Annotated in this window: 10 protein-coding genes; 5 read left to right on the top strand and 5 right to left on the bottom strand. The window is 51.1% G+C overall.

Going from position 1 to position 13,895, the window contains the following annotated elements; genetic code table 11:
- Positions 1–17: 17 nt before the first annotated feature.
- Genes nirD through cobA form a run of 3 tightly spaced genes read left to right on the top strand, consistent with a single transcriptional unit; the run spans position 18 to position 3,885 of the window.
- Entirely contained in the window at positions 18–365 is a 348-nt protein-coding gene (nirD, locus tag G8768_RS00455; RefSeq protein ID WP_166853077.1) for a nitrite reductase small subunit NirD, read from the top strand.
- Positions 365–3,049, top strand: a complete 2,685-nt coding sequence (locus tag G8768_RS00450) for a nitrate reductase (RefSeq protein WP_166853081.1) — start codon at positions 365–367, stop codon at positions 3,047–3,049. Before nirD ends, G8768_RS00450 begins: the two co-directional genes overlap by 1 nt.
- Positions 3,050–3,051: 2 nt before the next feature.
- On the top strand, positions 3,052–3,885 hold the full coding sequence (cobA, locus tag G8768_RS00445; RefSeq protein ID WP_166853084.1) for a uroporphyrinogen-III C-methyltransferase: 834 nt from the start codon (positions 3,052–3,054) through the stop codon (positions 3,883–3,885).
- Positions 3,886–3,983: 98 nt separating this feature from the next.
- On the opposite strand, the gene hslU is transcribed toward cobA, so the two are convergent.
- From hslU to G8768_RS00425, 4 genes are all read right to left on the bottom strand, one after another.
- Positions 3,984–5,303: an ATP-dependent protease ATPase subunit HslU gene (gene hslU, locus G8768_RS00440; RefSeq protein ID WP_166853087.1), complete on the bottom strand. Its 1,320-nt coding sequence runs from the start codon at positions 5,301–5,303 to the stop codon at positions 3,984–3,986.
- Positions 5,304–5,311: 8 nt separating this feature from the next.
- The gene (hslV, locus tag G8768_RS00435) at positions 5,312–5,851 is read right to left on the bottom strand and encodes an ATP-dependent protease subunit HslV (RefSeq protein WP_166853090.1); all 540 of its coding nucleotides are present in this window, start codon (positions 5,849–5,851) and stop codon (positions 5,312–5,314) included.
- A 190-nt stretch (positions 5,852–6,041) separates the two neighbouring features.
- Positions 6,042–6,659, bottom strand: a complete 618-nt coding sequence (locus G8768_RS00430; protein ID WP_166853093.1) for an SPOR domain-containing protein — start codon at positions 6,657–6,659, stop codon at positions 6,042–6,044.
- Between the two features lie 63 nt (positions 6,660–6,722).
- A complete protein-coding gene (locus G8768_RS00425) occupies positions 6,723–8,921 on the bottom strand; it encodes a primosomal protein N' (RefSeq protein WP_166853096.1) in 2,199 nt (732 codons plus the stop codon).
- 243 nt (positions 8,922–9,164) lie between these two features.
- Between G8768_RS00425 and rpmE the strand changes: the two genes are divergently transcribed.
- Positions 9,165–9,377 carry a 50S ribosomal protein L31 gene (gene rpmE, locus G8768_RS00420; RefSeq protein WP_166853099.1) on the top strand — a complete coding sequence of 71 codons (213 nt, stop codon included), beginning with the start codon at positions 9,165–9,167 and terminating at the stop codon, positions 9,375–9,377.
- A gap of 435 nt (positions 9,378–9,812) precedes the next feature.
- Complete coding sequence (locus tag G8768_RS00415; RefSeq protein WP_166853102.1) at positions 9,813–11,078, top strand: malic enzyme-like NAD(P)-binding protein; 1,266 nt, start codon at positions 9,813–9,815, stop codon at positions 11,076–11,078.
- Between the two features lie 111 nt (positions 11,079–11,189).
- On the opposite strand, the gene G8768_RS00410 is transcribed toward G8768_RS00415, so the two are convergent.
- Positions 11,190–13,862 carry a penicillin-binding protein 1A gene (locus G8768_RS00410; protein WP_243749337.1) on the bottom strand — a complete coding sequence of 891 codons (2,673 nt, stop codon included), beginning with the start codon at positions 13,860–13,862 and terminating at the stop codon, positions 11,190–11,192.
- Between the last annotated feature and the right edge of the window lie 33 nt (positions 13,863–13,895).

Below are 13,895 nucleotides of genomic sequence, written 5' to 3'. Positions count from 1 at the left end.
GAGGAGTGTGTGGCAATATGAATGACAATAAATGGACCCATTTATGCAAAACCAGTGATCTGGTAAAAGATTCGGGCGTATGCGCCTTGCTTGAGAATACTCAGGTTGCAGTGTTTTACCTCAGCCGCCCGGAACCGAAAATTTACGCGGTGAATAATTATGATCCGATTGGTAAAGCCAATGTAATGAGTCGCGGCATTGTGGGTTGTCTGGGCGATGAACCGGTGGTGGCATCACCGCTATATAAGCAACACTTTTCCTTGCTCAGTGGGCAGTGTCTGGAGCAGGAAGGCAGTCAGATAACGGTCTATCCTGTTCGTGTAGAAGGAGATGATGTGCAGCTCTCCATAGCGAATGCCAAATAATGACCCTGGCTAAAGAGGCAGTTGCTCAAAATCGACCTTACAGCGCTCAGAGTGTTTGCGCCTATTGCGGTGTTGGCTGTGGCGTTGAGATCGACATGAAAGACGAGCAACCGAAAAGCATCCGAGGGACATCTGATCACCCCGCAAACTTTGGTCGACTTTGCGTTAAAGGACAGCACCTGCTCGATACGATTGGCTATGAAGATCGTTTGCTTTATCCCGAAATCAATCATCAGCGAGCCAGCTGGGCGGAAGCCGTTGAAGAAGCGGCGAAGGGCTTGAGTAACATCATCACCAAGCATGGCCCGGAGGCGGTTGCGTTTTATGTGTCCGGTCAGCTGTTGACGGAAGACTATTACCTCGCCAACAAATTGATGAAGGGCTATATCGGATCAGCCAACATCGATACCAATTCCCGTTTGTGCATGTCATCCGCCGTGGCGGCTTATAAGCGAGCTTTTGGTGAAGACGTGGTGCCCTGTGATTATGAGGATTTGGAGCAAACGGATTTGCTCATTTTAATTGGTTCCAATGCAGCCTGGACTCACCCTGTGTTGTATCAACGCATGGAGCGCGCGAAACGTTTGAATCCTGATATGAGGGTTGTTTTGGTCGACCCACGGAGGACCGCCAGTGCGGAATTGTCCGATCAGTTTCTTCAGATTAAGCCGGGCAGTGATGCCGGGCTCTACAATGGCTTATTGAATTATCTAACTCAACACAATGGTCTCGATCAGGCTTTTTTGGAGCAATATACTGAACATTACGATGCCGCTATTGAAGCCAGCCAGCACTGGAGTCTGCAGCGCACGGCGGAGTTTTGTGGCGTTTTGGAATCGGAGTTAAAACAGTTCTATCACTGGTTTTTAAGCAGTGAGCGAGTTGTCAGTTTTTATTCCATGGGCATCAATCAGTCTTCTTCCGGGGTGGACAAATGCCAGGCTATTATTAACGCTCATTTGGCCTCGGGGAAAATTTTACGCCCCGGCTGTGGCCCGTTCTCTATTACAGGGCAGCCGAACGCCATGGGTGGTCGTGAGGTTGGCGGCCTGGCCAACCAACTGACGGCTCATATGGAGCTGCAGGACCCTGATGACAGGGCTCGGGTGCAAAACTACTGGCAATCTCCGGCGATGGCAAACAAGCCAGGAAAGATGGCCGTGGATATGTTTTCCGAAATTGCCGCTGGCAATATTAAAGCGGTTTGGATCATGGCTACGAATCCTCTGGTCAGCCTCCCGAACCGTCCAGATGTGATCAGAGCCTTAGAGCGCTGTGAGTTGGTCATTGTTTCCGAGTGTGTGGATAAGAGCGATACCTTGCCGTTTGCGGATATTAAGTTTCCCGCCAGCGCCTGGTTAGAAAAAAACGGCACTGTGACGAATTCCGAACGCCGCATATCCAGGCAACGAGGTTTAATCCCTTCGCCTGCTGAAGCGAAGCCAGACTGGGAGATTATTGCAGATGTCGCTCAGGCGATGGGTTTCTCTGGTTTTGATTATCAGCACCCCGCTGAGATATTTGATGAGTGGGTAAAGTTAACCGCCCATGAGAACCAGGATCGCCGTCAGCTCAATTTGGGTGAACTCGGTGATTTAAGTTTGAGTGAGTATGATCAATTGAAGCCGGTTCAATGGCCTTTATCCAAAAATGGAGGTCGTGCCAAACCATTTGAACAAAAACGTTTCAGTACCGCGTCGGGAAAGGCCCGCTTGTTTGCGATTGAGCCGAAGCTTCCTAAACAGGTCGTGGATGCCGCCTTCCCGTTTTTGATGAATTCAGGCCGCTTGAGAGATCAGTGGCATACCATGAGTCGGACCGGACGGTCAGCAAGCTTGAATGGCCATATTGATCGACCATATATTTATATAAACCCCAAGGATGCCATAACGCTTGGGGTTAAACCGGGCGGCCTTATCAAAGCGGCTTCTCGAATATCCGAGGTAACAGCTTTTGCTCAGATCAGTGACGATATTGCATCCGGGCAATGTTTTATGCCTATTCATTGGTCCGAGCAGTTTGCATCTTCTGCGAACGTCAGCAATCTTTACGCCAGTATTGTCGATCCTATATCCGGTCAGCCGGAATCAAAACAAGCGGCGGTAAAACTGGAAGCTGTCGGCTGTGGGCAATTTATTCAGATCTATTCGAAAGCGGAATTACCTTTTCATGAAGGGCTTTGTGTAAAAAGCCGAGGACACTATGGGTTTCATTATCTGTTGGCGTTTCAGGCCCAAAGCCATCATGTGGTAAAATACTTGCAAAAGCGTTTTCAAGCCGATGGTGAGTGGTTGTCTTTTTCTAGTGGTGGGACTGAAAATGTGGTTTGCCTGGGAGATGGAGACGTTATGTTGCTGGCGTTTTCAGGTGAACAAGCTCCAGATATCAGCAAGGAATGGCTGGATCAACTTTTCGCGAAAGAATCGCTGACCCTTGAGGATATTCAGTCGGTTCTACGGCGTCGTGCCGATGAGGCGTTTGAACAGGGGCCGAAGGTCTGCAGTTGCTTTAATGTGCACCAGAAAACAATTGTGGACGAGATTCAGTTGGGGGCTTCGTCTGTTGAAGAATTGGGGAGGCGTCTGCGCTGTGGGAGCAACTGTGGCTCCTGTAAACCAGAACTGTCCCAGTTAATCAGCACGCATCACATACCCCAAAGTTGCCCTGTGAGCGAGAGCGCATAAACATGAACGCACTGACTAAACCGTTTCGGAAACAGCAAGCAGGTTCAGATGCCAAGAGAGGGAAGGTGTATTTTGTCGGCTCAGGTTGCGGCGACCCGGAATTATTAACTCTCAAAGCCCATCGTTTGTTGCAATCCGCCGATGTCATTTTGTATGACGCTTTGGTTGATGATGCTCTGCATGCGTATTTCCCGGCTTCGGCTGAGGCAATTTATGTAGGTAAACGTTGCTTCGAGCACAGCATGACCCAGACGGAAATCGATGAATTAATATTGAGTAAGGCGCGTAAAGGATTAACGGTAATCCGTTTAAAGGGAGGTGATCCGGGAATTTTTGCACGCCTTGCTGAAGAAACCGATAGGCTGGAGTTACATGATATTCCTTTCGCTGTTGTGCCGGGTGTGACGGCGGCCAGTGGTTGTTCGGCTTATTCCGGCATTCCTCTGACACATCGCGAATACGCACAATCTGTTAAATTTGTAACAGCCTATCGCCAGGCGGGTGGCCTTGATATTGATTGGGAACACTTGGCTAACGAGTCAGGTACTCTGGTGTTTTATATGGGCTTATCAAAAGTTGCGTTAATCGCTCAACAATTGATGGTCCATGGTATGGATAGGAGCAAAGCGATAGCCGTCATCGACAAGGGGAGCTTACCCGGGCAGCAATTGCTCTGCAGCCGATTGGATGATATCGAAAGGGATTTGAATTCGGTAACACTGACCGGGCCTGCAATGATCATTGTAGGGGATGTGGTTGGCAAGCGTGCTGAGGTTTCTCTCGAATTGCTGGTTGAGAATGATGCCGAAGCTGGAATTCTGTGCAGCCTTGCGTAAACAAGCTTAACGTTAAAGTGATTTGCGAGTACAAACCGGGGGAATAAAAAAGCCAGAGCGTTTGCTCTGGCCTGTTCGGTTTGGTGTACTTTGTCGCTTTACAGGATAAAGCGACTCAGGTCTTCATCCTGTGCCAGTTCGCCCAATGCATTGCTGACGTATTCGGCGTTAATGGTCACAGGACCTTTGCTGTCACTGGCGTCAAAAGAAATTTCTTCCAGTAAGCGTTCAAGAACGGTATGCAATCGGCGAGCACCAATATTTTCTGTTCGCTCATTCACGTCAAATGCGGTCTCTGCAATTTTGCGAATACCATCTTCGGTGAAGTTCAGTTCCAGACCTTCGGTTTCCAATAAGGCCTTTTGCTGTTCGGTTAGAGAAGCGTTTGGCTCTACCAAAATGCGTTCGAAATCTCCGGCGCTGAGTGCTTCCAGTTCCACGCGAATTGGCAGTCGGCCCTGAAGTTCAGGGATCAGATCAGAAGGTTTGGCTAAGTGAAATGCGCCAGATGCAACAAACAGAATGTGGTCGGTTTTGATCATGCCGTGCTTGGTGCTGACGGTGCAGCCTTCAATTAATGGCAGCAAATCGCGCTGAACACCTTCGCGGGATACATCACCACCGGAGCTTTCCTGGCGCTTGGCAACCTTGTCGATTTCATCAATAAAGACAATACCATTCTGTTCGGCCGCCGCGATTGCTTTGGCTTTCACTTCTTCCTCGTTAATCAATTTGGCCGCTTCTTCATCTTGAAGCTGCTTCATGGCTTGTTTAACGGTGAGTTTGGTTTTCTTGGTCTTGCCAGTATTCATGGACGAAAACATGTTTTGCAATTGGCTGGTCATGTCTTCCATACCTGGCGGTGCCATGATTTCCACGCCGACAGGGGTGGTGGCCAGTTCCAGTTCAATTTCTTTCTCGTCCAGTTCTCCTTCACGTAATTTTTTGCGGAAAATCTGACGGGTACCACTTTCGGCCTTTTCACTCAGGTCTTCGCCACGTGCGGGGGGCAGCAGGGCATCAAGAATGCGTTCTTCGGCGGCATCATAAGCGCGATGTTCAACCTTGGCTTTTTCCTGCTCGCGATACATTTTGATCGACATGTCGACGAGGTCACGAACAATGGATTCGACATCGCGGCCGACGTAACCGACTTCAGTAAACTTGGTGGCTTCTACTTTAATGAACGGTGCATTGGCAAGCTTTGCCAAGCGGCGGGCAATTTCAGTTTTACCCACACCGGTTGGGCCGATCATCAAAATATTTTTGGGCGTGATTTCATTGCGCAGCTCTTCTTCCAGCTGCATACGGCGCCAGCGGTTACGTAGCGCAATGGCCACGGCGCGTTTGGCTTCTTTCTGACCGATGATGTGCTTGTCCAGCTCGTGGACAATTTCTCTTGGTGTCATATTGGACATGGTCTTACTCAGTATTCCAGTTCTTCAATAGTATGGTTCTGGTTGGTGTACACACAGATGTCGCCGGCGATTTTCAGGCCTTGCTTGACGATATCGATGGCTTCCATCTCGGTGTTGTCCAACAGGGCGCGGGCGGCAGATTGTGCAAAGGGGCCTCCCGAGCCAATAGCAATGAGGTCATCTTCAGGTTGGATAACATCACCATTACCGGTGATGATCAAGGAAGCTTCATGATTGGCTACGGCCAACAGGGCTTCGAGTTTTCTCAGGGCGCGATCTGAGCGCCAGTCTTTTGCCAGCTCGACGGCTGCGCGTACCAGTTGGCCATTGTGGGCTTCCAGTTTGGCTTCGAAGCGTTCAAACAAGGTGAACGCATCGGCTGTGCCGCCAGCGAATCCGGCCAGTACTTTGCCGCCATGCAAACGGCGAACTTTGCGGGCATTGCCTTTCATCACGGTATTGCCCATTGATACTTGCCCGTCACCGCCAATGACGACTTTGCCATTACGACGAGCGGATAGAATAGTTGTGCCTCGATATTGTTCCACGGGACGTCCTTTCTAAAGGGTAAGGAATGCCAAACGAAAATTGGCGATTACCCCTTTAAGTATGGGCAATATCCATGCTTTTCAAGCATTCCAGGCACTCAACTGTGCAAAGGACTGTAAAAGCGAATGGAAGGTGGAGCAGCGGTAAGGTGACGGCGGGCAGCCCGAGTGGCTGCCCGGGGAAAGGCTTCTAGCGGGCTTCGCGTTCGATGACCAGCGTTTCAATGCCTTTGCTGATTAGCTTGCCCCGTGTGTTTGCCAGTTTTGAGCGGCTGGCATAAGGGCCTACCAACACGCGATGCCAGGTACTGCCGTTGCGCACTTTGACCTTTTCAACCTGGCTGTCGAAACCGGAAAGGGCCAGTTCAGCGTGCAGGCGATCTGCATCGTTCGGACTGCGGAAAGAGCCAACTTGTAGCAGGTATTCCATGTTTTTCTGTTCGCGTGGGCCGCCACCGTCATAGGCATCGGCCGATTTTTCCACGACCACTTCAGATTCTTTAAGAAGCTCATAAAAGTCGAAACGCGGTTGCGGGACGGGTTTTTCCTCGGCGGCTTGTGTTGCCCTGCTTTGAGTTTTGCCTGGCGCCTTGTCTTGGGGAATGGGAATGACGCCACTCAGAAAGATCAGGAATGTTGCAAGGCTGCCGAGCAGGCCACCACTTAAAAACCATAACCAGCCGCTGGCGCTGCGGGTCTGGGTTTTCTTGCTGTTGCTGGGGCGGCGCTTATTGCCCTTGTTGCTGGAGCTGCGAGTACTGTTACGGGCGGTAGTGCTGCGCTTTTTCTTGGCAAAGTCCTGACTCATGGGTTCCGTGCTTGTTATTCCTTGCTGATTAATGAATGACTACAGAGGGGAAAGCCCGCCATTCTACATCATGTCTAATGGATCGACATCTAATGAGCAGCGAATGTTGTGGGGCATTTTACTCTGTTCCAGATATTGTCCGGCCAGTTGCAGGAGCTGCTGCATCTGGCGGCGGTTTTCGCAGTTGAATTGCAGCTGGAAGCGAAACATTTGTTTGCGCTTTTCCATAGGTGCAGGAAAAGGTCCGAGATAAACACGTTCAGGCGTTGGAGGGGCGTATTGTTCAAGCCATTGCCGCAGGCCCTGTAAATAGGATTCGGCCAGAATTCCATCTTTGCTGTCACAATGAAGAAGAGCCAGCTGACGATAGGGTGGCATATTGGCGAGTTGGCGCTCACGTAATATCTGGCGAGCAAATAAATGGTATCCCTGTTCCAGCAGTGTTTCTAAAAGAGGGTGGTCTTTGTTGTGGCTTTGAATGATGACTCGACCGGGCTTTTCGGCCCGCCCCGCCCGTCCTGCAACCTGGGTAATCAGTTGCCCCATTCGCTCGGGCCCTCGGAAGTCGCCACTGAACAGGCCGCCATCGGCATCGACAATCACTACCAGAGTAACGTTTGGAAAATGATGCCCCTTAGCCAGCATTTGGGTGCCTAAAAGGATGCAGGGCTGGCCTTGGTCCACTTCATGCAGCAGTTCGTGCATGGCCTGTTTTTTACGGGTGCTGTCCCGATCGATGCGAATAATCTGGGTTTCAGGGAAGTATTCCTGCAGGGTTTCTTCGCTGCGTTGGGTGCCGTAACCCTGGCCAATCAGCTCCTGACTGAAACATTTCGGGCATTGTGTCGGCAGGGGCATACTGGCTTCACAATGGTGGCAGCGCAATTGACGCTGAGCTTTGTGCAGTGTCATGCGCGCACTGCAATGGCGGCATTCCGCCACCCAGCCGCAGTTGTGGCAGATAAGACTGGGCGCGAAGCCTCGGCGGTTCAGAAATACCAAAACCTGATTCCCTGCGGCCAGGGTATTGCCGATGGCGTCCAGACTGTTCTGACTCAGGCCGCCAATCAGGGTTTTCTGCTTAATATCATCGACGCTGATCGCGGGCGGCCGTGCGGCACCGGCCCGGCGAGTGAGGCGCAGATGGTGATATCTTCCCTGTATGGCGTTGTGGAGCGTTTCCAGGCTGGGTGTCGCGGTGCCCAGCACGATAGGGATACCGGCTTTTTGGGCGCGGAAGATTGCAAGATCCCGGCCTGAATAGCGCACGCCATCCTGCTGTTTAAATGACAGGTCGTGCTCTTCATCAATAATTATGATTCCCGGATTATATAAAGGGGTGAATACTGAGGAGCGGGTGCCAATAATAATGCCCGCCTGGCCGGATTTGGCCATCCCCCATGCCTGCAGCCGTTCCTTATCGTTCAGGCCGGAATGAATCGCTACGACAGGGCAGCGAAAACGATTTTGAAAGCGACCAAGGGTTTGGGGTGTCAGCCCGATTTCCGGGATCATGACGAGGGCTTGTTTGCCCTGTCGTAATACCTCCGCAATGGCTTGCAGGTACACTTCGGTTTTTCCGCTGCCGGTCGTGCCTTCCAAAAGGTAGCAGGCGAACGTTTGGTAGCGCAACTGCTCCAGTGCGGCGCTCTGTTCGTCATTGAGTTCCAGGGCTTCCTGTTTTTGTTGCTCTTCGGCTTTGATGGTCGGGAGCTGCTCACTCTCCCAACACAGCAAACCTTTTTCCTGCATGGCTTTAACGACAGCATTGCTGATGCAGAGGCGCTTTAAGTCGGTCTTGTCCAGTTTGCCTTGTTCTTGCAGGGCGGTAAGCAGCGCGGCCTGTTTGCGGGCTTTGGCCAATCCTCCAGGAGGCAAACCAAGGCCTTCCTGGCTGAGTTGCAGGAACTCCTGTTGGGGCAGGCTGACTGCCTCGCCATTCCTCAGTAGCTTGGGGAGGGCGGTGTTATAGGCTTCACCAAGGGGGCACTGGTAGTAACGGCTGCAAAAGTCGACCAGTTGACGAATGTCTGAAGGGATCAGTTCATTCTCGTCCAATAGCGCTCTGGCAGGCTTGAGTTTATCCAGATCCTGTTCGCTGTCTTCGGTCTGTTCAATCACAATACCAATCAGCTCACGCTGACCAAAGGGCACACGCACGCGGGCGCCGATGGGATAAACACGGCCTTCTTCCCCCAGGTAGTCAAACAGGCGGCGCAGGGGAACAGGCAGGGCGAGTCGAATTATGGTCTTTGGAGGCATGGCTTGATACTGATTAATGAAGGGACATTATAAGTATCACTGGCAGAGGAATACCATCGGATTCGCGTTGGCGGAAACCTGCTTCCATCAACGGTATGCGATTTTTCTTGCGTTCTGGCTTTGTTCTGTTAGTATGCGCCGTCTATTTTTTGGCCGCTGCGGCTGGCCCAAAAGCGCTTTATAGGGTTTCCGTGCTCGGCAGAGACTGGGTGGCGGAGACAAGATTAATTAAAGAGGCACACTATGAAAGCTGATATCCATCCGAATTACGGTGAGATTACCGCTACTTGTTCTTGCGGTAATACCATCAAGACTGGCTCTACTTTGGGCAAAGACCTGCACTTGGACGTATGTTCAGAGTGTCACCCTTTCTACACCGGTAAGCAGAAAGTTGTTGATACTGGTGGTCGTATCGATCGCTTCAAGAAGCGTTTCGGCAGCCGCATCAAGAAGTAATTCTTGTTGGCGCTCCTCCGGTTTCCCAAAACCGGACGACTTGAAAAACCCTTCGCGGAATCCCGCCAAGGGTTTTTTTGTGCCTGGATGTCCAACTCCTTACTTGTAAGGCTTCTGCTTTTTTTGTCGTGTAAAGCTTGCCTATTTATCGGCGAGACGAATATTGGTTATTGTCCGTTCAAATAATGCGGCATTTAGGCCAATTTAACCTAGCTATAGGGCAATTTAATAGAATCTATGGTCGCTAACACCGTGATTGTGGTTACAATTGTTATTGATGGCTGTATATGCTGGGAGTATGCTTCTCGGACCTGTCTAAAAAGCCGTCAGAGCTTCGCGGGAAATAATTACAATATTCTGCACGACTGAGTGGATGCGGTATCGCATTTACCCGGCTTTGTGCAATCACAAACAAAAGCAATAGTGGTTGGGACCATGTCAAACGATTTGAAAAAAGCGGCGTTGGATTATCACGCCTTCCCCCGTCCCGGAAAGCTCAGCATCGAGTTGAGTACGTCGGCGGAAACCCAAGAAGATCTTTCCTTAGCCTATAGCCCCGGAGTGGCTGAGCCGGTTCGCGAAATCGCGAAAGATGCAGAAAACGCATTCAAGTACACCCTCAAAGGCAATCTGGTTGCGGTAATTACTGATGGCAGCGCCATTTTGGGGTTGGGTAATCTGGGCCCTTTGGCCAGCAAGCCAGTCATGGAAGGCAAGAGCCTTTTGTTCAAGCGTTTTGCGGGAATCGATTCCGTTGATGTTGAGGTAGATGCCGAATCTCCTGAAGCCTTTATTGATACCGTTGAGCGTATTGCGAATACCTACGGCGGAATCAATCTGGAAGATATTAAAGCGCCTGAGTGCTTTGTTATTGAAAAGGCATTAATCGAGCGCTGCCAGGTGCCTATTTTTCACGATGATCAGCACGGTACCGCCATCGTAACCGTGGCGGGCATGATGAATGCATTGGAAATCCAGGGTAAAACCATTTCATCGGCAAAAATTGTTTGTTTGGGCGCCGGTGCGGCTGCTCAGGCTTGTTGTAAATTGATGATCAGTGCTGGCGCGCAACCTGAAAATATCACCATGCTCGACAGTAAAGGTGTTATTTATGCAGGTCGTGATCATTTGAACGAATACAAAGAAACCTTTGCTATTGAAACTGATGCGCGTACTTTGGATGACGCCATTGAAGGTGCGGATGCTTTTCTGGGGGTGTCGGGTCCCAATTTGTTGTCTGAATCCCAATTGAAATCCATGGCTGAACGTCCGGTGGTATTTGCATGTTCCAACCCTGATCCGGAAATTGATCCGAAACTGGCGAATCAAGCGCGTTCGGATTTAATTATGGCGACGGGTCGTTCGGATTATCCGAATCAGGTCAACAATGTGTTGTGCTTCCCGTTCCTGTTCCGTGGCACTTTGGATGTGCGTGCGAAAGCCATTAACGAAGAGATGAAACTGGCGGCGGTTGAAGCAATTCGCGAGCTGGCCAAGCAGCCTGTGCCTGCAGAAGTGTGTGAAGCGTATGGTGGTGCTGAATTAAGTTTTGGTACGGAATATATTTTACCGAAGCCGACCGATGAGCGTCTCCTTGGTGCAGTTGCCGCAGCGGTTGCACAAGCGGCTGTTGATACGGGGGTGGCGCGTTTACCCTATCCGGGTCACTACCCATTGCGTTCGGCGGCCGATATTAAATAGTGTGCATATTGATAGTCAGAAGCTGACAACGGTTTCTGATTTCACGCAATAAAAAGCAGCCCTGGTGGCTGCTTTTTTATTGCTTGTAGAGATTGCGTTTGAAAGGGTGGCTTAGAAGAGCTCCTCGGGAAGGGCTTCCTCGCTGTCACTGTTTCCAATACTTTCATTGCTTAGCAATTCCGGCGCATTTTCCAGGCGGAAGCTTTCGTAAATCGCTCCGATGGTATTGATGTTTGCTCGCTCGCCTGTTTTGGGGTCGATGCGAACCGTGATGATGCCTTCCGGTTGAGGGTGTTTGCTTTCCGGAACATCTTTCAACGCCGTGCGCATATAGTCGATCCAGATCGGCAGGGCGGCTGAACCACCGTATTCTCTTCGGCCAAGCATCAGGTTCTGATCAAAACCGAGCCATGTGGTCACGACCATTTCACTGTTGTAACCGGAAAACCAGGCATCACGCGGACCGTTGGTGGTTCCGGTTTTTCCAGCCAGGTCATTTCGGCCAAGGGTTTTAGCGGCGGTTCCGGTGCCTTTACGGATCACATCCTGCAGCATGGAGTTGATGAGGTAAGCCACTTGAGGATTAAGAACTCTCTCTGCCGGGTTAGCAGGTGGAACAAATGCTGGTTCATTGCTGGTGGCTTCAAAAGTTTCGACGTCGTTTTCCTGATTCAGCACGGCGAGTTCCGAAGCCAACTCTGAAGCCAGTTCGTCATTCAATTCGCGATTACTTTGCATTGCCTCAGCCGGGGCGCTTTGCTGGCCGGGTTCATTATTGGACTGTTCATTGTTGGCCAGTGCATCCGTGAGTTGATCTCTGTCTTCGTCCGCGTGAAGAATTTCCTGTGGTTCTACAGTTGATTCTTCAGTTTGCTCATTGCCTGCCAGCAGTGTTTCGCAACGAGGGCAGGCCGTTGCTGGATTGGCTTCGTAAATGGCCTCACCGTTCACATCCAGAATGCTGCTGAGCAAATAAGGCTCAACTCTAAAGCCGCCGTTTGCGAATACGGCGTAACCTGTGACAATTTCCAAGGGGGTGAGCGCGTAGCTGCCCAGTGCCAGCGACAAGTCTTTCGGCAGTAGTGCTGGCTCGAAGCCGAAGCGATCCATACCTTTTATCGCATTATTAATGCCGATGTTGCGCAAAACGCGAATGGACACCAGGTTGCGTGAACGGTAAAGGGCCTGGCGTAAACGGGTTGGGCCGTAAAACTTTCCGCCGTCGTTTTCAGGGCGCCAGGTGCTTTCCAGATTGGCATCTTCAAAAACAATCGGAGCATCATTAATAATGCTCGCTGGAGTCAGGCCCTGTTCAAGTGCGGTTGTGTATACAAAGGGTTTGAAGTTGGAACCTGGCTGACGTTTGGCTTGGGTCACGCGATTAAAGTGACTTTGCGCAAAGTCGAAACCGCCAACCATTGAGATAATGGCGCCATCTTTTGGGTTCAAAGCGATCAATGCGGCCTGTGCCTTGGGCACTTGGCTGAACGCCCAGCTGTCATCGTCGTTTTGTTGCAGGCGAATAACATCGCCAACAGCGACAACATCACTGGCGAGCTTGGGGCGGGCGCCACGAGCATTCTCGGTTTTGAATGGACGGGCCTGGCGCAGTCCCTGCTCCCAATCAATGTCGACAATGTCGCCATTGGGCAGCAGTGCTCGGATTTGCTGCTCGAAAACCTGGACTACGACCGCGGGTTCAAGGCCGCCGAATTCGCTTAGGTTGCCAAGGGCGCTTTGCCACGCGGCGAGATCCAGATTGTTGAAGTCTGTAACGTCAGTGACACTCGGATCGATAAAACTGGCCGGCCAATGCTGTTCAGGGCCGCGATAACCTTTACGTTTATCATAGGCAAGCAGACCGTCGATGACGGCTTCCTGGGCGCGGCGTTGCAGCCCGCTATCGATGGTGGTGTAAACCTTGAGACCATCGGTGTAGGCTCCGGGGCCGTAGATGTCCATGGCCTGGCGGCGGGCCATTTCGGCGACATAGGGAGCGTGATAGTCAACTTTAATACCGTGCACGCTGGCGGTCACGGGCTCATTAATGGTGGTGTCATAGAGGTTTTGGTCGATATAACCCAAAGATAGCATACGTCCGAGGATCCAGTTGCGGCGAATAAGGGCGCGTTCCGGGTTGGCGATCGGGTTGAATGTCGAGGGTGCTTTAGGTAAGCCTGCAATCATTGCTAATTGAGCTAAACTTAATTCACTCAAGGGTTTACCATAGTAAACCTCAGCTGCCGCATTAATACCGTAGGCGCGGTTGCCTAAAAAGATGACGTTGACGTAGAGTTCGAGAATTTCATCCTTGCTCAACTCACGTTCAATTTGCAGGGCCAGAAGAATCTCGTTGAATTTACGAGCAAAGGTCTGCTGGCGGGTTAGGAAGAAGTTGCGGGCCACCTGCATGGTGATGGTGCTGCCGCCTGACTGAATGTGCCCAGAGCTTATGATCTGGGAAGCTGCGCGCAACAGGCCGCGAATGGAAACGCCATTGTGTGAATAGAACTGGTCGTCTTCAGCGGCCAGCAGTGCTTTGGTATAAAGCTCTGGAATATCCTGGTGCTGAATGGGGGTGCGGCGCTTTTCACCAAACTCGCCGATGAGCAAGCCGTCGCGTGAATAGACGCGCAGCGGAGTTTGTAGTTTTACGTGCCGAAGACTCTCCACAGAGGGGAGTTTCGGGCTCAGATAAAGGTAAAAAGCAGCCAGTCCTGCAATAATGGCACCACTGCCGCAGACGGCTAGCCAAAAGGTAAGGCGGAATAGAGAATTTCGCATGTGTTTAATTCTTAAACGGTAATAGTCGGCAAT

Source organism: Pseudoteredinibacter isoporae, from assembly GCF_011602085.1.
In the GTDB taxonomy this organism is placed as follows: domain Bacteria; phylum Pseudomonadota; class Gammaproteobacteria; order Pseudomonadales; family Cellvibrionaceae; genus Pseudoteredinibacter; species Pseudoteredinibacter isoporae.
This window is presented reverse-complemented; position numbering and strand designations above follow the sequence as displayed.

Excerpts from the sequence above, each read along its gene's own strand:
- cobA (WP_166853084.1), top strand. The coding sequence starts at position 3,052 with ATGAACGCACTGACTAAACCGTTTCGGAAACAGCAAGCAGGTTCAGAT.
- G8768_RS00450 (WP_166853081.1), top strand. The coding sequence starts at position 365 with ATGACCCTGGCTAAAGAGGCAGTTGCTCAAAATCGACCTTACAGCGCT.
- G8768_RS00425 (WP_166853096.1), bottom strand. The coding sequence starts at position 8,921 with ATGCCTCCAAAGACCATAATTCGACTCGCCCTGCCTGTTCCCCTGCGC.
- G8768_RS00430 (WP_166853093.1), bottom strand. The coding sequence starts at position 6,659 with ATGAGTCAGGACTTTGCCAAGAAAAAGCGCAGCACTACCGCCCGTAAC.
- rpmE (WP_166853099.1), top strand. The coding sequence starts at position 9,165 with ATGAAAGCTGATATCCATCCGAATTACGGTGAGATTACCGCTACTTGT.
- hslU (WP_166853087.1), bottom strand. The coding sequence starts at position 5,303 with ATGTCCAATATGACACCAAGAGAAATTGTCCACGAGCTGGACAAGCAC.
- G8768_RS00415 (WP_166853102.1), top strand. The coding sequence starts at position 9,813 with ATGTCAAACGATTTGAAAAAAGCGGCGTTGGATTATCACGCCTTCCCC.
- G8768_RS00410 (WP_243749337.1), bottom strand. The coding sequence starts at position 13,862 with ATGCGAAATTCTCTATTCCGCCTTACCTTTTGGCTAGCCGTCTGCGGC.
- nirD (WP_166853077.1), top strand. The coding sequence starts at position 18 with ATGAATGACAATAAATGGACCCATTTATGCAAAACCAGTGATCTGGTA.